The sequence below is a fragment of the Atopobium sp. ICM42b genome (genome assembly GCA_000564995.1).
GTDB lineage: Bacteria > Actinomycetota > Coriobacteriia > Coriobacteriales > Atopobiaceae > Lancefieldella.
In genome coordinates this window covers 138,055-157,361 of the sequence record JDFH01000006.1, presented here as the reverse complement: position 1 = coordinate 157,361, position 19,307 = coordinate 138,055, and the positions used below count along the sequence as shown (strand labels likewise).

Sequence of the window (19,307 nt, the reverse complement as noted above, 5' to 3'; positions counted from 1 at the left end):
AGTAACTGGTATCCTCTTGTAGGTTATTTCCTTGTTCTTAGGGGCTAGTCACTGCCGGCTACCTTCTCAGTACAAGGAGTATTCAACGCGAAAGGCGGTTTATTATGGCAGTAACTAAGGATCGTAAGGCTGAGCTCATCAAGCAGTACGGCAAGGACGAGAAGGACTCCGGTTCCGCACAGGTTCAGGTTGCTCTTCTTACTGAGCGTATTCGTCAGCTCACCGACCACATGAAGTCCCATCAGAAGGACTTCCACACTCGTCGTGGTCTTCTGATGCTCGTTGGTAAGCGTCGTCGTCTTCTTTCTTACATCAAGTCGAACGACATTGAAGAGTACCGTACTCTTATTGCTTCCCTGGGTATCCGCGACAACATCCAGTAAGTTGGCTTTTTAGGGCGCCGTCTGGCGCCCTTTATGTTTGAGGCCCGTTTGCAATGGGGCAAACGGAGATAGAAGAGGAAAGAAATGACTAAAGTAACTCACGAATTTGACCTCTATGGTAAGCACTACACCCTTGAGGCTGGTGAGCTCGCAAAGCAGGCAACAGGTGCCTGTATCGTTAAGTGCGGCGATTCTACCGTACTTCTCACTGCAGTGGTTTCCAAGGAGCGCAAAGATTACGACTTCTTCCCACTGACTGTTGATTTTATTGAGAAAATGTACGCAGTTGGTCGCGTTCCTGGTGGATACCTCAAGCGTGAGGCTCGTCCATCCGAGAAGGCAACCCTTACTGCTCGTATGATTGACCGTCCTCTGCGCCCATCTTTCCCAGATGGCTTCCGTAATGAGGTTCAGATTGTTGCAACTTCTCTTGTTGCAGATCAGGTAAACGCTGTTGATACCATCTCTGTCATGGGCGCTTCTGCTGCTCTGGCCGTTGGTGGCGTTCCTTTTGAGGGACCACTTGCGTGCGTCCGTATTGGTCGCAACGCTGATACCGGCGAGTTCCTGGTTAACCCAACCTATGAAGAGCGCGATCACTCTGACCTTGACCTTGAGCTTGGCGGTTCTTCCACCTTTATTTCCATGCTTGAGGCTGGTGCAGATGAGATTTCCGAAGAGGATATGCTCTCCGCTATGGCATTTGGTCAGGAAGCAATTGCAGCCTTCTGCGAGGAGCAGAAGAAGTTTATTGCTAAGTGGGAAGAGGTTAACGGTCCTATTGTTAAGCGTGAGTACATCCTTGATGAGCCAATCGCTGAGGTTCATGACCGCATCTTTGCTTACTATGACCAGATGAGCGCCGCTCTTAAGGATGCTGACAAGCAGTCCCGTATGCAGAAGGTTGCTGACCTGATGGACGAGATTAAGGCTCAGTTCACCGAGGAGGAGCAGGAGCTTTGGAGCCGCGCTATTGCCGTTGAGCTCAAGGGTCTTGAGAAGCACGCTATGCGCGTCATGGTTGTTGAGACCGGCGAGCGCGTTGACGGCCGTGTTGCAGACGAGATCCGTCCAATCATGGTCAAGCCTGATTACCTGCCACTTGTTCACGGTTCTGGTCTTTTCCAGCGTGGTCAGACTCAGGTTCTCTCCATTTGTACGCTTGGCATGCTCAACGAGTGGCAGCGTCTTGACACCATTGAGCCAATGGACGGCAAGCGCTACATTCACCACTACAACTTCCCACCATTCTGCACCGGTGAGACTGGCCGTATGGGCAGTCCAAAGCGCCGCGAGATTGGTCACGGAGCTCTTGCAGAGCGCGCACTTCTGCCTGTCATTCCTTCCGAGGAAGAGTTCCCTTACACCATCCGCGTTGTCTCTGAGGTAATGGAGTCCAATGGTTCTTCTTCCATGGCTTCTACCTGCGGTTCTACGCTTTCCCTTATGGACGCAGGCGTTCCTCTGAAGCGTCCTGTTTCTGGTGTTGCAATGGGTCTTATCCAGGAGAACGGCAAGACTGTTGTTCTTACCGATATCCAGGGTCTTGAGGACTTCCTTGGCGACATGGACTTCAAGGTCTGCGGTACCACCAAGGGTATTACTGCAATGCAGATGGACAACAAGGCAACCGGCCTTACTCCAGAGATTCTGCGCAGCGCACTTCTCCAGGCTCAAGAGGGCCGTATGTTCATTCTGAACAAGATGCTCGAGCAGATTCCTGCACCTCGTACTGAGACCAAAGAGACCGCTCCACAGATCATCTCGCTTTCTATCCCAACCGATAAGATTCGCGACGTCATTGGCTCTGGTGGCAAGGTTATCCGCGGTATCCAGGAGGATACGGGCGCAACCGTTGACATCCAGGAGGATGGCACCGTCTTTATCGCTGGTACTAACGGTGCTGCCGAGGCTGCTGCAGAGCGCATCAAGGCTATTGTTAAGGTTCCAGAGGTAGGCGAGGAGTACACTGGTCGCGTTGTTGGTCTTCAGCCATTCGGCGCCTTTGTTGAGCTTCTTCCTGGCAAGGACGGTCTGCTTCACATTTCCCGCGTTGCACAGGGACGTGTCGAGAAGATCGAGGATGTCCTGGCTGTTGGCGACGAGGTTAAGGTTCAGGTCCTTGAGGTAGACGAGAAGGGCAAGATTTCTCTTGACCGTCTTGATAAGCCAGAGGCACCACAGGGTGCTCCAAAGAAGGACCGTGAGGAGCGTCGCCCACGTCGTCAGAACGACAACGGTAATGCTGAGCGTAGGCAGCCACGTCGTCACCACGACGCATAAGGCACGCTCAAACTCAATGGGTTTCTCGTCACGCGAGGTCTTATAAAACATGAGGTATTGAAGAGAGCTTCGATGCATGTCGGAGCTCTCTTGTTATTCTGTTGAGATTTTGATTCTTTGGGAATATATAGCGTAATACGTGCAGATTTTTTATATAATTAAACAACATGTAGATTTTGCAAAAAGTCTTGTAGACGGCCCTTTGGGTTGCGTCTGTTATAGAAAGTTGTTTTGAAAGGAAAGTTTTTTAATGCCTAAGAAAGACCCAGCTCTTAAAGTCATTCCTATGGGCGGACTTGATGGCATTGGCAAGAACATGACCGTATTCGAGTACGGTAATGATATGGTGCTTGTTGATGCTGGTTTGATGTTCCCAGATGACGAACAGCCTGGTATTGACCTAGTTTTGCCAGACTACACCTATGTACTTGAAAATGAAGATAAGCTTCGCGGTATTTTGATTACCCACGGTCACGAGGATCACATTGGTGCTCTTCCGTACCTGCTTATGGACCTTACTCGTAAGGTGCCAATCTATTCCAGTAAGCTTTCGCTTGGCTTTATTGAAGGCAAGCTTGCTGAGCACAAGATTGTGGGCACCAAGCTTCGTGAGGTTACTGATGGCTCAAAGGTCCAGCTTGGTGCCTTTGACATCACGTTCTTCTCGATGACCCACTCTATTCCTGCAGCTTTTGGTATTCATATGAAGACTCCTGCAGGAACGCTTATTCACTCCGGTGACTTTAAGCTTGATCAGACTCCTATTGATGGCGTGCGTCCAAATTATGCGGCTATCACCAAGTTTGGCTCTGAGGGCCTTGACCTGCTGCTGTCTGACTCCACAAACGCCAACCGCCCCGGTATGACTCCATCCGAGGCTTCCGTTGGTGCAGCGCTTCGTCACATCATCAAAAATGCAACCGGTCGCGTCTTTGTGGCGTCGTTCTCAAGCCACATTCACCGTCTTCAGCAGGTGTGTGACGCTTCTGTAGCGGTAAAGCGCAAGGTTGTTGTTACCGGTCGCTCTATGATTACCAACACAAAGGTTGCGCGTGAGCTTGGTTACCTCAACATTGCCGATAAAGACATCATTGATGCTTACGATGTTGATAAACTCGCAGATGATCGCATTGTTGTTCTGTGTACCGGTTCCCAGGGAGAGCCTCTGAGTGCTTTGGCACGCATGGCAAACGGAGAGCACAAGTCGCTTTCCATTCGTCCTCAGGACACCGTAATCATCTCTGCAACTCCTGTTCCAGGTAACGAGAAGAGCGTTCAGTCTATCATCAACGCGCTCTCTAAGATTGGTTGCGAGATTTACGATAAGTCAAAGGCACTTGTCCATGTTTCTGGCCATGGTAGCCAGGAAGAGCTCAAGCTTATGCTTGGTATGGCTCGTCCAAAGAACTTCATGCCTGTTCATGGTGAGGCTGTTCACCTGCGTGCTCACGCAGAACTTGCTCAGCAGATGGGCGTTCCTGCTAATCGCATTTTCATTCTTGATAACGGCGACACGCTTGAGATGAGAAACGGCAAGGTTACTCGTGGTAAGACGGTTGAGTCTGGCGTAGTGTACGTTGACGGCCTCTCTGTCACCGACGCTAACCCTGTTGTTCTTCGTGACCGCCAGCGCCTTTCTCAGGACGGCATTGTTACCGCAGTGGTAACCCTTGTTGGTCGCAACCTTAAGCCAGGTGTTGTTGAGATTTCTGGCCGTGGTGTTTCATTTGCCGACGATGACGAGCTTATGCATGACGCACAGAATCTTGTGAGAAATTCAATTGAGAAGGCCTCTAAGTCCGAAGGCGCAAACATTGAAGCAATGAGAAAGAGCGTACGCAATGCCCTTTCTAACTTCCTTTGGAGCAAAACTCGTACTCGACCAATGGTTATTCCGGTCATTATGGAGGTATAAGCCCAATGCCCTCTAAACGCACCTCAAACGCAGCAAAAAGAAATTCTAGAAACGCCGCTTCTGCACAGGCAGTAGGCTTGAGCCCACTGCAGAACGATATCATTGGTGTTGTTCTTGCAGTGGTTGCAATTGCTCTGTTTTTGTCCATTATTGTCCCTACTAACGCTGTTATTACCAGCGCAATGGGTCATGGACTCAAGCTCTGTTTTGGTACGGGAGCACTACTTTTTCCCATTGCAGTATTTGTCTTTGCTATGACCTTCTTTATGCGTGATGATCAGGGAATCTCAACGCGTATTGCTATTGGTCTAACGCTGGACGTTCTTGCTGCTCTTGCTCTTATTTCACTTAACTTCCCAGGTGCCGAGGCTGCTCCAGATATGCTTCTGGGCACAAAAGTTCTAGAGGCTGCCGGCGGTTATGTGGGCGGCGGTATTGCTTGGGTTTTGTTGCGCTTTGTTGGCCGCGTGGTGGGCAATGTACTTTTGATTGGCTTTATTATTGCCGGTGTTGTTATCTGCGGCTTCTCTATTTCTGACATGGTTGAGCGCGTAAGCTTCCGCCTGGATGAAGCGCGTGAGAATCATCGCTACCGTAAAGAAGAGCGTGCTCTTGCAAAAGAAGAGGCACTTTACGCCGCAAATGCTCCACAGCCTGCAAAGAAGCAGGGTAGACGTGGCGCAAACAACCAGTCTTCTCTCTTTGACGAGACCGGTGAAGGGGAGACCACCTATCTGGGCAATCGCAAGACTTCTGTCATTAAGCGTGACGCCCGTCTTTATGAGGAAGAAGAGGCGCAAGAGGACGCAGGAGATGCTCCTACTACGCTCATTGATAAGGCTAAGAATAAGCTGCGCTCTAAGAAGAAAGACCAGCCAGATGATGCAGTTGTCGAGAAAAACGATGTTTCTGTAGCTGATGTTGCTCCTACAACAAAACAGGCTAAACCTAAGAGCAAAGCTAAAACGACACCCGATTTTCTCGCCACACCTGACCAGCTTAAAAGGCCAGGCGACAACGATGAGTCGTATGAGCTGCCACCATTTACCATTCTGAAGACAAACAAGAACTCGGCCACTTCTGCCGTAAGCGATGATGAGCTTGAAGCTACTGCTCAGAGACTCCAGGCTACGCTTGAGGAGTTTGGCCTTTCCAGCCAGGTAGTTGGTTGGACTGCGGGTCCTTCTGTCACTACGTTTAAGATTTCGATGGGCGAGGGTGAGCGCGTCAACAAGATCACCAATCTTGAGGACGATATTGCGCTTTCACTTGCGGCAAAGTCTGTTCGTATTTTTGCACCAATTCCTGGAACTTCTCTAGTCGGCATTGAGATTCCTAACGAGAAAGCCCAGGCAGTCAACTTGGCTGACGTTCTTCCGTTTGCAAAGGGCGGTCCTCTTGAGTGCGCTTTTGGTCGCGATTCTGAGGGCAAGCCAATTGTTGTTGACCTTGCAAGTCTTCCTCACTTGCTGGTAGCAGGTACCACTGGTTCTGGTAAGTCTGTCCTGCTCAACGCCATTGTTATGTCTATGCTCATGCGCGCAACTCCTGAGCAGGTCCGCCTGATTATGGTTGACCCAAAGCGCGTTGAGTTTACGGGTTACGCTGGTCTTCCTCACCTGTATGTTCCAGTTGTTACCGAGCCAAGGCAGGCCGCAAGTGCGCTTCAGTGGGGCGTCACCGAGATGGAGCGCCGCCTTAAGGTATTTGAGCACTACAAAGTGCGTGACATTAAGACGTACAACAGAAATGTTGATGGCGATAAGTACGCTGATATGGAGAATCCTCCAAAGCACATGCCGTACTTTGTCATTGTCATCGACGAGCTTGCTGACCTCATGATGGTTGCTGGCAAAGACGTTGAGTCTTCCATTGTCCGTATTGCTCAGCTTGGTCGTGCTGCAGGTATTCACCTGATTGTTGCAACGCAGCGTCCTTCTGCAGATGTTGTAACCGGTTTGATTCGTGCAAATATCGATAACCGTGTTGCGCTCTCAGTTGATAACTCTTTGAACTCCCGCATTATTCTGGACCAAAAGGGCGCTGAGCAGCTGCTGGGTAAGGGTGACATGCTGGTTAAACTTCGTGGTAAGAAGCCTAATCGTGCACAGGGTTGCTGGGTCTCTGACGAGGAGATTGAGGAGACCGTTAAGTACATCCGCACTCAGCGCGTGGCCGAATATCACGACAACATCTTGACCGTTGCAACGCCAACACAGGCTGATGGTGTTGGCGGAGTTGGTGGTATGGCACAGGCAGACGACCCACTCATTTGGGAAGCTGCGCGCATTATTGTGGATTCTCAGCTAGGTTCTACATCTAGTTTGCAAAGAGCACTCTCCGTTGGGTATGCTCGTGCTGGTAGAATTATGGATATGCTTGAGGCAAAAGGTGTTGTTGGCCCAGCTAACGGATCAAAGCCTCGAGAAGTTCTTATCGATAAAGATGCTCTTGAAGAGCTCAAAGTTCAAGACGCTGCCTATAGGGAGGTAGAGTAAGCATGCCACGCCCTCGTTTTAGTGAGATGCTCGTAGAACGTAGACGTCAGCTCGGGCTTTCTATCACTCAAGCATCAAAGATTCTTCGCCTCAAGGAGCAGGCACTTATTGCTTTTGAGGAAGGCGATTTTACGAATATGCCTCAGAGCGGTTATGCTCAGGGCATGCTTTCTTCGTATGCTCGCTACCTAGGACTTAATCCGCGTGAGATCGTAGACCTCTTCCAGGAAGAGAGCTATGAGTTTGAAAACGGCACCTACTCTCATGAGTTGCGTCGTCGTACGCGAGACACCCAGTCTGGTCGTGGCATTGCGGGCTATGACGTCGTAAACGAGTCTGGTAGCAGGCCAAAGGCATATGTACAGTACCACGGCCTTCTCCCCACATCGGGAGGACCAGCTGGCGATATGGGCGCCTTTGCAACCACGTCTGGTGTTCGCTCCAGACAAACTGGTGTACCTCTGGGTGCTCAGGCATCTGAGGAGGATGCTGGCGGCTACTCGTATTCTCGCTACGCCACAGGTCATGCCTACAATGCTGGAATTGAAGAAGCTTCTCGTCAGAAGACTATGGCAAGCCGTACGCGCGGTGGCGTTCAGCGCAAGCGTGTAGGCATTGCAGGTGTTAGCATTCCAGCTTACAAAGACGATGTAACCAGAAGAACTGTTGCTCCAAGCGATTACACTGATGACCTTCGCTATGACAATGTAACTGCTCCTTACGAGCGTGCATCAACTATTTCTGGTCGTCGTGGATCAAGAAATATCGCGCAGGTAGATAGGCCTAATGTTCGCCGTCGCCAGCCATCTGGCGCCGCCGCCCAACAGCGCCGCGCTCCTCAAAGACCAGGTGTTATGGGAGCACTTCAGAATTACTTCTCTGACACAGGACGCACTATTGCCACTGTGTTTGCTCTTGTTGTTGTGATTATTACTGCCGTTTTGCTGTTCAGCGTTCGTTCCTGCATGACAGCTCGTACTACACCTACTACAACAAAGACAGTAAGCGTTAATAATTCAACAACTGATTCTTCAAAGAATTCCACTACTACAAATAGCAACACGGACACCTCTAAGAAGGATTCAACTGATGCTTCTAAGAGCACCACTACAACTGAGCCAAAGAAGGAAGAGACTCCTAAGCAGACTACCGTAGTGGTTACTGTTGCAGATGGTCAGACCAGTTGGGTTGAGATTACTGTTGATGGTAAGAGTGTTGAGGCTGATGCAATTACTGGTCCTTGGTCTCAGACATACACCGTCACTGATTCCATGAACGTTCTTGCAGGTACACCTGGCGCAGTTGCAGTTACCGTTAATGGCACTGCTAAGCCATTTGACGCAAATGCTTCTGGTATTGGTACCTTGACCATTCAGGGCACTAAGCCTGCTGACAGTACTGCAGCAAATGCTTCTGGAACTCAAACAAACAGCACGTCAACAAGTACTACCGGTGGAACTTCTGGCACCACTAACAACCAGAATTCCAACAGCAATTCAAGCAACTAAACGCCATGGGGCGAGAAGTTCTTCTCGCCCAGGTAATACGGAGGGGAAATGGCTAAAGAATCAAGCTTTGACGTTGTGTCTGAAGTAGACATGATGGAAGTTGATAATGCATTTCAGCAGGCAGCTCGTGAGCTAACTCAGCGCTACGATCTTAAGGATTCTGGTGCAACACTTGAGCTCTCTAAGAAAGAGGGTAAGTTCACTATTGAGGCGCCTGCAGATTTTGTTGCATCTCAGGTTAGGGATGTTCTTGGCTCCAAGCTGGTAAAGCGCGGAATTGATCTGACTGTTATTCGTTGGGGAGACCCCATTCCTGCAGCAGGTTCTACCGTGCGTCAGATTGGCTCTATTGTTTCTGGTATTGACCAGGAGACTGCCAAGAAGATCGCTAAAGATATTCGTGATATGAAAGTTAAGGCTAAGGCAACCGTTGAGGGCGATAAGCTGCGTGTTTCTAGTGCTTCTCGCGATGTTCTTCAGTCTGTGATTGCAAGCCTTAAGGAGAAAGACTATGGCCAGCCCCTCCAGTTCAACAACTATCGATAGGGGCTATAACGTCCTATACATCACGTTAGGATGCGCTAAAAACGAGGTTGATACAGACCGCATGCGTGCGCGTCTTTTGGCCTCTGGTTTTGGTGAAGTTGCAGACCCAGAGTCAGCAGACGTTGCAATTATCAATACCTGCTCGTTCTTGGCTTCTGCAACAGAAGAGTCTATTGAGACTACCCTTGAGATTGCCGAAGGCGCTTCTGAGGGAGTGCGTAAGCTGCCCATTATTATGTGTGGCTGCGTTCCTTCCAGGTATGGCGCAGAGCTTAACGAGCAGCTTCCTGAAGTTGCTGCGTTTGTTCCGGCAGATCAAGAAGATGGCATTGTCAGCGTTGTTGCAGACGTTCTGAATATCCCTGAGCCTACGCAGTCAATTGTTGCTGCCCATGGAATGCTGCGCACCATTGATGGCGCCAGTGCATTTGTAAAGATTTCCGAGGGCTGTGATAGATTCTGTGCCTTCTGCGCCATTCCGTACATTCGTGGTCACTATCACTCAAGGCCTGCTGAAGAGATTCTTCAAGAGGTACATGAGCTGATGGAAGGTGGTGTTCGTGAGGTCATTCTGATTGGCCAGGACACCGGTATCTGGGGCTCGGATATGCCTGATACAGCAGATGGTCAGACTCCAACGCTTGCCAAGCTTATGCAGCAGGTTGCTGAGGTAGTTCGTCCTTATAAGGGATGGATTCGTGTTTTGTATCTGCAGCCAGAAGGTATGACCGATGAGCTCATCAGCACTATTCGCGATACACCTGAGGTTCTTCCTTACATTGATATTCCAATTCAGCACTGCAACGAGCGCATTCTTAAGCGCATGGGTCGTTCTGGCTCTACACAGGAGCTTCGTGAGCTTTTTGATCGCCTCAGAACTGAGATTCCTGGCATGGTTCTTCGAACTACGGGAATGTGTGGCTTCCCAGGCGAGACAGATGATGAATCAGATGAGCTCTACGACTTTATTCAGGAGCAGGAGTTTGATTACACATCCGTCTTTACCTATTCACCAGAAGAGGGAACTCTTGGTGCAAAGATGTCTGATCAGGTTCCAGATGAGGTAAAAATTGAGCGTACTCAGCGCTTGCTTGACCTTGTAGAGCAGCTTGGCTTTGCGGCAACTGCCCGTCACGTTGGCGAGCGCTGCGAGGTCATTATCGACGGAATTGAAGAATCCGACGAAGGCACTGAGCTTATTGGCCACACGTGGTTCCAGGCTCCAGACTGTGATGGCGCTGTTCACATTGCAGAGGGAGAGGCCGCAGTCGGAGATATTGTCCTTTGTGACCTGGTAGATTCATTCTGCTATGAAATGATTGGCGAAATTGTAGACACTACAGACACACAGTCTGGCGAGAAAACCGCTTAGTTGGGGATAGGTCATGTCATCAAAGACAATTTGGACACCTGCAAATATTGTTACCTGTGCTCGTGTGGTCTTAGTGCCCTTTTGGCTTCTCTTGGCGCAGCTTTTAGGTGTATCTCTGGCAGATTCTCTGGCAACACCTGGTTTTAAACTTGGAGCTTTTCTTGTTTTTATCGGCTATGTTGTCATTTCTTTGACCGATAAGCTTGATGGTTACCTTGCCCGTAGTAGAAATGAAGTTACTACCTTTGGCAAGTTCTTAGATCCAATTGCCGATAAACTCGCTGTTGTTGTAGCTCTTTTTGTACTTCTAGAGTGGCATATGGTTTCTCCTTGGGTGCTCTTAGTGATTGTTGCACGAGAGTTTTTGGTATCAGGCCTTAGGATGGTTGTTGCTTCAAAGGGAGTTGTTATTGCAGCTTCTGACTTGGGTAAGTGGAAGACCGCAACAACTATGGTTGCTATCTGCGGTTTACTCTTCTTGCCAAGTATTCCTGGTGGAATGATTCAGGACGTTTTGCTCTTTATCTTCAACGCATCTATGTGGGTTGCAGTAGTTCTAACGGCCTGGTCAGGAATTGACTACTTTGTAAAGTCGTGGCAATACATTGCTGAAGTTTAACAAGATGGCGTCTCTCTGAGGCGCCGCTTTTGTATCAAATCTTATTAAAAGTAAGGAAGACCATGTTCTCTGAAGAAGTTCTCAAAGAAGCTCAAAGTGTTATTTCAGATGCCCTTGCATCAGGTATTACCGTAGCTTCAGCCGAGTCTTGTACGGGAGGACTTGTTGCAGGTGCTCTTACAGCCATCTCTGGATCATCAAGCGTACTTAAGGGCTCTGTTGTAAGCTATACCATTGAGATTAAGCAAAAGGTATTAGGCGTTTCAAAAGACATTTTTGATGAACCGTCTCTTGGCGCTGTTTCTGAGCCCTGCGCAGCTCAAATGGCTTCGGGCGTTAGAGACGTTATTGGATCAGATATTGCAGTTTCAGTTACAGGAATAGCAGGACCAACAGGAGAAGAGCCTGGTAAACCAGTTGGAACAGTTTGGTTTGGCATTAACAGCAAAAACTTTACCCATACGGTCTGCAAACATTTTTCTGGTAATAGAGAACAGGTGCGAGAAGCTGCTGTTTTGCAGGCTTTACAATTAATTCATGAAGCAATTGTGAAGGCTTAAAATTCGATTTTAATAGAGAGGCTCAAAACTAGTTTGTTTTGAGTCTCTTAATTTCTGCGGCTATGCAGGACTTATACAGTCAAATTTGTAATTAAGAAAAAATTAACTGCTCAAGAGCGGAAAAATAAAGGAAAGAAATCAGACAAATTCCCTCTATAGAGTATATGTTTGACGTTGACATAGAACGTCTGTTCTTATATTATCGTGGTATCAGAAAGAGCAAGGAGTATTCATGGCTAAAAAGGCAGTTTCAAAAGAGATCAAAGCTCGTACTACTGGTGATGAGAGAGATGAGGTTATCTCCTCAACCACTGCAGAGATTGAGAAGAAATTTGGTGCAGGCGCTATTATGCGTTTAGGCGAGGGTGGTCCTGCCTTTGATATTCAGGCTATTCCAACTGGCTCACTTGCTCTTGATGCAGCGTTGGGTATTGGCGGCGTTCCTCGCGGCCGTATCGTAGAGATTTATGGCCCAGAGTCCTCTGGTAAGACAACACTTTCACTAGAAATTCTTGCAGAAGCTCAGGCGCTAGGTGGTGTTGTTGCCTTTATTGACGCAGAGCACGCACTAGACCCAGGTTATGCGGCTCGTATTGGCGTTGATATTGACGATGTTTTAATTTCTCAGCCAGATACTGGTGAGCAGGCTCTAGAAATTTGTGACATGCTTGTTCGCTCAGGCGCCATTGATGTTGTAGTTGTAGACTCTGTTGCTGCTCTTGTTCCTCGTGCAGAGATTGAGGGAGAGATCGGCGATTCTAGCGTTGGTCTTCAGGCTCGTCTCATGAGTCAAGCTCTCCGTAAGTTAGCTGGCTCTCTTTCAAAGTCTAATACGCTTTGTATTTTCATTAACCAACTTAGAGAGAAGATTGGCGTTATGTTTGGAAGCCCAGAGACCACTTCTGGTGGTAGGGCTCTTAAGTTCTTCTCTACTGTCCGTATGGATATTCGCCGCGTTGACAGCATTAAGGTTAACGGAGAAAACGTTGGTAACCGTGTTCGCGTTAAGGTTGTAAAGAACAAGGTTGCTCCGCCTTTTAAGGTTGCTGAGTTTGACATTATGTACGGTCAAGGCATCTCCAAAGAGGGCTCCATTCTTGATATGGCTGTTGATTTTGAGATTGTCAATAAGTCTGGAGCTTGGTTCACCTATGAAGGTGAGCGTCTTGGCCAGGGTAGAGAAGCAGCTAAATCTTTCCTTACTGCCAATCCAGATCTCATGGAAGAGATTGATCACAAGGTACGAGTTGCTTGTGGCCTTGTATTTGATGAAGATTCTGAAGTTGGCGCTCCAGTTGCAACGGAAGATTCTGCTGAATAATGTCAGAAATTTCTTGGACGATTGAGCTTCCAAAAAAGAAACAGGCAGTTCTAGGTCAGGCAAAGCCTAAGGCAAAGATACTTTTAGAAACTGAAGTTGGAGGGACGGAGGAATTCTTTATCCCTCCAACAGTAGCTCGCGCTCTTCAGAACAAAGAGAAAGATGGTGTTTTTACACCTTATTCTCGTAATGAGTTTCTGTATGAGTTAAAAGAGATTTCAACGCAGTGCATTATAGCTCGTATTGAGGCTTTGATTGTAAAAAGGGACTACTCTACAGCTGAGCTTCAAAAAAAGCTCATGCTTGATGGCTATCAGAAGAATGTAAGAGACCCTGCAGTGCAGAGGGCTGTTGAAGTTGGTTTGGTTAATGACAGTCGTTTTGCAGACGTTTATATACGTTCTAAAATTTCGCAAGGCTGGGGTCCTCTTAAAATTAAAACTGAAATTTCTAAAAAAGGGATTGAAGTTGAGACTCTCCCTGGATGGCCTGACGCTTATTTTTCTGATGTGGATGAATTTGAAGTTGCGTATTCTTTGGCCCAGAGAAAACACCTGTCGGGAAAAAATGATTATGAGAAGCTTGTCAGGTTTCTGGCCACAAAGGGATATTCATTTTCTATAGCATCATCTGTTGCTAAAAAGATTTTGGATGAAAACGCCACATCTGAATGAATATATTTGCTTAGCTTATAAGTCTGTTGGATTGATGTACTTTACTTTTCCTACCTGCTATTTATTGACAAAAGTTACAATGCTCTATACGATAAATATGCCGTGAATAGGCTCATTTCCGCTGGGCAACCAGCGTCACGTATACAGTAGGTATCTCATACATTTGATCTATCTCTGAATGTGGCATGACCAGCCAATGAACCCTGCTCATGGCGGGTTCTTTAGATACTGTTGTGTCTAAAGTCTCCTGAACACTTTTGTAATCGCCATTTGAGGAGTAGGTATGGAATTAGCAGCGGTAGGCATTGTTTGCCTTCTTGTGGGAGTAGGCCTTGCATACGGCGTACTCTCTAACATTAGTAATTCAAAGATTAAAACTGCAGAACAGCAGTTAAAAGATGCTCAGACTAGTGCAGATCGTATTGCTTCTGAAGCAGCTCGCCAGGCAGAAACAGTTAAAAAAGAAGCTGTTCTTGAGGCTAAAGAAGAAGTTCTTCAGCTTAAGCAGGCAGCAGAGGCAGATGAGAAAAAGCGTAAGAGTGAGCTCCGTAGCATGGAGAATCGTATTCTTCAGCGTGAAGAGTCCCTTGATCACCGTACTGATGCACTAGAGAAGCGTGAGCATCAGCTCTCCAGCCTTCAGGGCCAGCTTGATCGTCGTAAGAACGATTTGGATTCTCTTGTTTCTCAGCAGTCTCAAGAGCTTGAGCGCATTGCAGCTCTTACAAAAGATGAGGCTCATGATGAGCTTCTGGCTCGAGTCCGTTCTGAAAGTGTTCGCGATGAGGCTATGATTCTTCGTGAGTCTGAGCAGCGCGTTCGTGCACAGGCAGATAAAACTGCACGTGAGATTATTTCTACCGCTATTCAGCGTGTCGCTGCAGATCAGGCTTCTGAGATTACAGTAACTTCCGTCCATATCCCATCTGATGATCTAAAGGGTAGGATTATTGGACGTGAGGGTAGAAACATTCGTACCTTCGAGCAGGTATCTGGTGTTTCTCTTGTTATTGATGACACTCCAGAGACTGTAGTTCTTTCAAGTTTTGATCCAGTCCGCCGTGAGACCGCTCGTGTTGCACTTGAGAACCTCATTGCAGACGGTCGTATTCATCCAGCACGTATTGAGGAGCTCTACAAGAAGGCTGAAGCCCTTGTTAACGAGCGTGTCCTTGAGGCTGGTGAACAGGCTGCATTTGATTGCGGTATTCACGATCTTCATCCAGAGATCGTAAAAACTCTTGGTAAGCTTCGCTACCGTACTTCTTACGGTCAGAACGTTCTTGCTCACTCTGTTCAGGTTGCAGTACTTTGCGGCATCATGGCTGAAGAGCTTGGTCTTGAGCCTGCTCCAGCTAAGCGTGCCGGTCTGCTTCATGACCTTGGTAAGGCAATTGACCACGAGGTTGAGGGTCCACACGCTGTAATTGGTGCAGACCTTGCTCGTCGTCATGGTGAGCGTCCTGAGATTGTTCACGCCATTGAGGCTCACCACGCAGACATTGAGCCAAACACCGTGCTTGACATGCTTGTTATGGCTGCAGACGCTATTTCTGCTGCACGTCCTGGTGCTCGTCGTGAGTCCGCTGAGAACTACATCAAGCGTCTTGAGAAGCTTGAGGCTATCTCTAATGCGCACGAGGGTGTTGAGCGTACTTACGCAATGCAGGCTGGCCGTGAGCTTCATGTGATGGTTGAGCCTCAGATGATTAGCGATTCCGAGGCAACTGTTCTTGCTCACGATATTGCTAAGCAAATTGAGGATGAGATGGAATATCCAGGACAGGTCCGCGTTGTTGTTATTCGCGAGTCTCGTGCTGTAGACGTTGCTAAGTAATTTATGGCAGCCACTTCTACTGACTTAACAGGTTTTGTCGCCTCCATGGGAGGTGAGCGCGCACTCCGTGTCGAGGAATCCCTCGGCGCGGGGTACGTTCGTTTACGCGTAGCAGAAGCAGAGCGTAGACAGGCAAAGCATGATATTCGTTCGGTAGAAGATATTGTTATCGAGCTCTTACGCAATTCTCGCGATGCTGGTGCTCGTCACATTTATGTTGCAACCTCAAAAGAGGGTGCGCTCAGAACTATCACCATACTTGATGATGGTCAGGGTATTCCAAAAGACATGCAGGAGAAAATCTTTGAAGCTCGTGTAACTTCAAAGCTTGAGAGCATGCATATGGACCGTTGGGGAATTCATGGCCGAGGCATGGCTCTTTACTCCATCAAAGAAAATTGTGAATCAGCCCAGGTTGTGGCTTCTGCTCCGGGACTTGGTTCTGTTATTCAGATTGTGGTAGACACTACTAAAATTTCCGAGCGAGTAGATCAGTCTACTTGGCCAACTTGTGGTTTGAATGAGGATGGAATCAAAACAACCGTTAAAGGTCCTCATAACATTATTCGTACCTGCTGTGACTTTGCGCTTGAGGTCAAAGGCTCGTGTGAGGTAATGCTGGGCTCTGCTGCAGAGGTTGCAGCTACTGCTCGTCGCAGAATTGCACAGACGCTTGATATCGCTGACCTGCTATTTGTTGAAGGCTTTGAGAACGTTCCTGTTCTCGAGCGCTTCAGGGCCGCAGCGGATGCAACAGAGCTTTCTGAGGTTTGTAAGTCTCTTGGTCTTTCAATGTCAGATAGAACTGCTCATAGAATTATTGCTGAGCAGATTAAGCCTTTGCGTAGTGTGTATGCACAGGTCAGCCACACTGTTGAACCTGAAGGGGTTTCTCGCGAAATTGATTTGATGAAAGACCACCGAGGCCTCAAGATGAGCAAAGCTGATATCAGCAGCTTTTCTCGAAAAATGGAGCAGAGTTTTGCTGAGTTGTCCGAGAAATACTACGTTTCTTTGACGTCTGAGCCTCGTGTTCGTGTAAGTAAAAACAAAATTGTTGTGACTTTTGATATTGAGTCGCAAGAGTAGAACAAACGCACAATAATTGGAGCACTCATGGGTTTGCTTAAAGTTTCAAGTAAGTCTTCACCTGCTTCTGTAGCAGGAGCTATTGCGGGACTGGTTAAAGATAATGAGCCTGTTATGCTTCAGTGCATTGGTGCGGGTGCGGTTAACCAGGGTATCAAGGCCATTGCTATTGCCCGCGGATTTTTGATTCCTTGCGGCCTGGACATCACCTGTGCTCCAACATTTTCTGATATCGAAATTGCAGGGGAGAGTAGAACTGCAATTAAAATTGCCATTTATGTCCATACACTGTCTGCCCCTGATACGCAGACTCCGGCTGTTAGTTCCACTGAGTATAACGAGGTACTTTAAGCATGATTGAAAATTCCGAGCTCGTAGGAAAAACATATCACATCAAAACTTTTGGCTGCCAGATGAATCTGCACGATACAGAGCGAGTCTCTGGTCTGCTTGAGGCTTGTGGCTGCAATGAGGTTTCAGATACCGACGACGCAGATATTGTCATCTTCATGACCTGTAGCGTTCGCGAGAATGCCGATCAGCGTCTTTATGGTCAGGCTTCTGCGATGGTCAGCGCTCCAACGCCTCCATCAGGCAAGCGTATTGTTGCTATTGGCGGCTGCATTGCTCAGCGTGATGGCGAGAAGCTCCGTGAAAAGGTTCCGGCCGTTGACGTTGTGTTTGGTACCAGCGCTCTCGCAAGCCTGCCAGCACTTCTCACCAGCGCATTTAGGGGCGAGAATGACCGTGTTGCTGTAGATACCTCTGAGGAAGGTAAGGGCTTCTCCACAGACCTGCCAAGTAACCGTGCTCAGCAGTATCACGCTTGGGTACCTATCATGACTGGCTGTAATAACTTCTGCACGTATTGCATTGTTCCTTACGTTCGTGGTCGTGAGCGCAGCCGTACCTTTGAGGCTGTTATTGGTGAGTGCGAGCGCCTTGTCGCAGATGGTGTTCGTGAGATTACTCTGCTTGGACAAAACGTTAACTCGTATGGACGCGACCTTTACGGCAAGCCTCGTTTTGCGGAGCTTTTACGTGCGGTTGGTCAGACAGGTGTTGAGCGCATTCGTTTTACCTCGTCAAATCCAAAAGATCTTACTGATGAGACTATTGCAGCTATGAAAGAAACTCCAGCTGTCATGCCTCACCTTCATCTTGCGGTTCAAAGCGGATCTACACGCATTCTCAAGAAGATGAACCGCAGCTATACACGAGAAGAGTACTTAGACGTGGTTTCTCGCCTTCGCGCGGCCATTCCAGGTTTGGCGCTTTCAACTGACATTATTGTGGGCTTCCCAGGAGAGACCGAGGAAGACTTTGAAGATACGCTTTCTTTGGTCAAAGAGGCTGGTTACTCTTCTGCGTACACCTTTATTTACTCTAAGCGTCCAGGAACTCCTGCGGCAAAGTACGAGGACAACACGCCTCACGAGGTCATTCAGGAGCGCTTTGACAGACTTGCCGAGCTTGTTGCTCAGCAGGCACATGACGCTAACCAGGTAGATTTGAATACTACTCAGGCAGTTCTTGTTGAAGGCACTTCCAAGCGTGACGATTCTGTTATGGTGGGACATAGCGAGAAGAACCAAACAGTGCACTTCAATCTGCCAGAGGGTTATACACCAGAAGATCTTATCGGCAAAATTGTTGATGTTCATATTGATGAGGCTCGTACCTGGTACCTGCGTGGAACTATGGAGTCTGATCCGCGATGAGCTCTCATGGCTCGGTAATCTGTATTGTAGGTCCCACGGCTTCAGGCAAAAGCTCATTGTCCGAGCTTGTTGCCAAGAAGCTTGAGACCTCTGTCATTTCTGTTGACGCAATGCAGGTCTATCGTGGCATGGATATCGGCACTGCAAAAACTCCCGTTGAAGAGCGAGAAGTTCCTCTTTTGATGGTAGATTGCGCCGACATTTCAGAAGAATATTCTGTTCAGATGTTCCAGACTGCGGCGCGCGCAGAAGCTCATAAGCTCATTGATGCTGGTAAAACGCCTATCTTTTGTGGTGGTACCGGTCTCTATCTTGATTCGATTATTGATCAGATGGAGTTTCCTTCTGGGTCAATTGAGTCTCCTGTACGAATCCGTTTTGAAAAGCTTGCAGAAGAGCTTGGACCTGAGGGCTTACACGAGTTTCTCGCCACTAAAGATGCAGCAAGTGCAGAACTTATCCATCCAAATAACGTGCGACGCGTTGTAAGGGCTTTAGAGCTCTTGGAAGAAGGCAAGTCGTATGCAACTCATCATGAGGGCTTAAAGGCTCATTCACCGTACTTTGATGCCCAGATATGGGGTCTTACGATGGATCGTCAGCGTCTTTATGAGCGAATTAACCAGCGAGTAGATCTTATGTTTGAGCAGGGGCTTGTTGAAGAAGTTCAGGCGCTTATTGAGGCCGGTCTCTCCGAGAATTGCACGGCTGGTCAGGCTATTGGCTACAAAGAGTTCTTTGCGTATTTTGCCGGCGAGCAGCCGCTTGAGCAAACATGTGAGCTTATTAAGCAGCACACCAGGCAGTATGCTAAGCGCCAGATTTCTTGGCTTAAACGAGATGGCCGAGTCAGGTGGCTTGATATGGATCAGCTTTCGCCTGAGGAAGCCCTCAAGCTGATTCTTGCACAGCATTTTGACGTACAATGCCAGTAAGACGCATCAAAACTAATGTATTTACCTTGTCTTAGATGGGGAGTTT

General features: G+C 48.2%; 16 protein-coding genes. All 16 read left to right on the top strand.

Going from position 1 to position 19,307, the window contains the following annotated elements; genetic code table 11:
- The first annotated feature begins 104 nt into the window (after window positions 1–104).
- The 16 genes from rpsO to miaA all read left to right on the top strand — a co-directional run bounded on the left by rpsO (window position 105) and on the right by miaA (window position 19,261).
- Complete coding sequence (rpsO, locus tag HMPREF1493_RS02615) at window positions 105–383, top strand: 30S ribosomal protein S15 (protein ID WP_035427641.1); 279 nt, start codon at window positions 105–107, stop codon at window positions 381–383.
- Window positions 384–467: 84 nt separating this feature from the next.
- Window positions 468–2,666, top strand: coding sequence for a polyribonucleotide nucleotidyltransferase (locus HMPREF1493_RS02610; RefSeq protein WP_035427640.1), 2,199 nt, complete (start codon window positions 468–470; stop codon window positions 2,664–2,666).
- A 250-nt stretch (window positions 2,667–2,916) separates the two neighbouring features.
- The gene (locus tag HMPREF1493_RS02605; RefSeq protein WP_035427638.1) at window positions 2,917–4,581 is read left to right on the top strand and encodes a ribonuclease J; all 1,665 of its coding nucleotides are present in this window, start codon (window positions 2,917–2,919) and stop codon (window positions 4,579–4,581) included.
- 5 nt (window positions 4,582–4,586) lie between these two features.
- Window positions 4,587–7,079 carry an FtsK/SpoIIIE family DNA translocase gene (locus HMPREF1493_RS02600; protein ID WP_035427637.1) on the top strand — a complete coding sequence of 831 codons (2,493 nt, stop codon included), beginning with the start codon at window positions 4,587–4,589 and terminating at the stop codon, window positions 7,077–7,079.
- A 2-nt stretch (window positions 7,080–7,081) separates the two neighbouring features.
- Window positions 7,082–8,587: a helix-turn-helix domain-containing protein gene (locus tag HMPREF1493_RS02595; protein ID WP_035427635.1), complete on the top strand. Its 1,506-nt coding sequence runs from the start codon at window positions 7,082–7,084 to the stop codon at window positions 8,585–8,587.
- A 48-nt stretch (window positions 8,588–8,635) separates the two neighbouring features.
- Window positions 8,636–9,133, top strand: a complete 498-nt coding sequence (locus tag HMPREF1493_RS02590; RefSeq protein WP_035427633.1) for a YajQ family cyclic di-GMP-binding protein — start codon at window positions 8,636–8,638, stop codon at window positions 9,131–9,133.
- Window positions 9,099–10,505 (top strand): 30S ribosomal protein S12 methylthiotransferase RimO, encoded by a 1,407-nt coding sequence (gene rimO, locus HMPREF1493_RS02585; protein ID WP_035427632.1) that lies wholly within the window; start codon window positions 9,099–9,101, stop codon window positions 10,503–10,505. Before HMPREF1493_RS02590 ends, rimO begins: the two co-directional genes overlap by 35 nt.
- 13 nt (window positions 10,506–10,518) lie before the next feature.
- Complete coding sequence (pgsA, locus tag HMPREF1493_RS02580) at window positions 10,519–11,124, top strand: CDP-diacylglycerol--glycerol-3-phosphate 3-phosphatidyltransferase (protein WP_035427630.1); 606 nt, start codon at window positions 10,519–10,521, stop codon at window positions 11,122–11,124.
- A gap of 62 nt (window positions 11,125–11,186) precedes the next feature.
- A complete protein-coding gene (locus tag HMPREF1493_RS02575) occupies window positions 11,187–11,684 on the top strand; it encodes a CinA family protein (RefSeq protein WP_035427628.1) in 498 nt (165 codons plus the stop codon).
- A 232-nt stretch (window positions 11,685–11,916) separates the two neighbouring features.
- The gene (gene recA / locus HMPREF1493_RS02570) at window positions 11,917–13,005 is read left to right on the top strand and encodes a recombinase RecA (protein WP_035427625.1); all 1,089 of its coding nucleotides are present in this window, start codon (window positions 11,917–11,919) and stop codon (window positions 13,003–13,005) included.
- Entirely contained in the window at window positions 13,005–13,679 is a 675-nt protein-coding gene (locus tag HMPREF1493_RS02565) for a regulatory protein RecX (RefSeq protein ID WP_035427624.1), read from the top strand. The genes recA and HMPREF1493_RS02565 overlap by 1 nt, the downstream gene beginning before the upstream one ends.
- Before the next feature lie 283 nt (window positions 13,680–13,962).
- The gene (rny, locus tag HMPREF1493_RS02560) at window positions 13,963–15,516 is read left to right on the top strand and encodes a ribonuclease Y (RefSeq protein ID WP_035427623.1); all 1,554 of its coding nucleotides are present in this window, start codon (window positions 13,963–13,965) and stop codon (window positions 15,514–15,516) included.
- 3 nt (window positions 15,517–15,519) lie between these two features.
- On the top strand, window positions 15,520–16,605 hold the full coding sequence (locus tag HMPREF1493_RS02555; RefSeq protein ID WP_035427622.1) for an ATP-binding protein: 1,086 nt from the start codon (window positions 15,520–15,522) through the stop codon (window positions 16,603–16,605).
- 27 nt (window positions 16,606–16,632) lie between these two features.
- A complete protein-coding gene (locus HMPREF1493_RS02550; protein ID WP_035427621.1) occupies window positions 16,633–16,956 on the top strand; it encodes a stage V sporulation protein S in 324 nt (107 codons plus the stop codon).
- Window positions 16,957–16,958: 2 nt separating this feature from the next.
- Entirely contained in the window at window positions 16,959–18,326 is a 1,368-nt protein-coding gene (miaB, locus tag HMPREF1493_RS02545; protein WP_035427620.1) for a tRNA (N6-isopentenyl adenosine(37)-C2)-methylthiotransferase MiaB, read from the top strand.
- Complete coding sequence (miaA, locus tag HMPREF1493_RS02540; RefSeq protein WP_035427619.1) at window positions 18,323–19,261, top strand: tRNA (adenosine(37)-N6)-dimethylallyltransferase MiaA; 939 nt, start codon at window positions 18,323–18,325, stop codon at window positions 19,259–19,261. Before miaB ends, miaA begins: the two co-directional genes overlap by 4 nt.
- Window positions 19,262–19,307: the final 46 nt, after the last annotated feature.

What these genes read in the sequence shown, in the direction of transcription:
- rpsO (WP_035427641.1), top strand. Translation starts at nt 105, where the DNA reads ATGGCAGTAACTAAGGATCGTAAGGCTGAGCTCATCAAGCAGTACGGC.
- HMPREF1493_RS02610 (WP_035427640.1), top strand. Translation starts at nt 468, where the DNA reads ATGACTAAAGTAACTCACGAATTTGACCTCTATGGTAAGCACTACACC.
- HMPREF1493_RS02605 (WP_035427638.1), top strand. Translation starts at nt 2,917, where the DNA reads ATGCCTAAGAAAGACCCAGCTCTTAAAGTCATTCCTATGGGCGGACTT.
- HMPREF1493_RS02600 (WP_035427637.1), top strand. Translation starts at nt 4,587, where the DNA reads ATGCCCTCTAAACGCACCTCAAACGCAGCAAAAAGAAATTCTAGAAAC.
- HMPREF1493_RS02595 (WP_035427635.1), top strand. Translation starts at nt 7,082, where the DNA reads ATGCCACGCCCTCGTTTTAGTGAGATGCTCGTAGAACGTAGACGTCAG.
- HMPREF1493_RS02590 (WP_035427633.1), top strand. Translation starts at nt 8,636, where the DNA reads ATGGCTAAAGAATCAAGCTTTGACGTTGTGTCTGAAGTAGACATGATG.
- rimO (WP_035427632.1), top strand. Translation starts at nt 9,099, where the DNA reads ATGGCCAGCCCCTCCAGTTCAACAACTATCGATAGGGGCTATAACGTC.
- pgsA (WP_035427630.1), top strand. Translation starts at nt 10,519, where the DNA reads ATGTCATCAAAGACAATTTGGACACCTGCAAATATTGTTACCTGTGCT.
- HMPREF1493_RS02575 (WP_035427628.1), top strand. Translation starts at nt 11,187, where the DNA reads ATGTTCTCTGAAGAAGTTCTCAAAGAAGCTCAAAGTGTTATTTCAGAT.
- recA (WP_035427625.1), top strand. Translation starts at nt 11,917, where the DNA reads ATGGCTAAAAAGGCAGTTTCAAAAGAGATCAAAGCTCGTACTACTGGT.
- HMPREF1493_RS02565 (WP_035427624.1), top strand. Translation starts at nt 13,005, where the DNA reads ATGTCAGAAATTTCTTGGACGATTGAGCTTCCAAAAAAGAAACAGGCA.
- rny (WP_035427623.1), top strand. Translation starts at nt 13,963, where the DNA reads ATGGAATTAGCAGCGGTAGGCATTGTTTGCCTTCTTGTGGGAGTAGGC.
- HMPREF1493_RS02555 (WP_035427622.1), top strand. Translation starts at nt 15,520, where the DNA reads ATGGCAGCCACTTCTACTGACTTAACAGGTTTTGTCGCCTCCATGGGA.
- HMPREF1493_RS02550 (WP_035427621.1), top strand. Translation starts at nt 16,633, where the DNA reads ATGGGTTTGCTTAAAGTTTCAAGTAAGTCTTCACCTGCTTCTGTAGCA.
- miaB (WP_035427620.1), top strand. Translation starts at nt 16,959, where the DNA reads ATGATTGAAAATTCCGAGCTCGTAGGAAAAACATATCACATCAAAACT.
- miaA (WP_035427619.1), top strand. Translation starts at nt 18,323, where the DNA reads ATGAGCTCTCATGGCTCGGTAATCTGTATTGTAGGTCCCACGGCTTCA.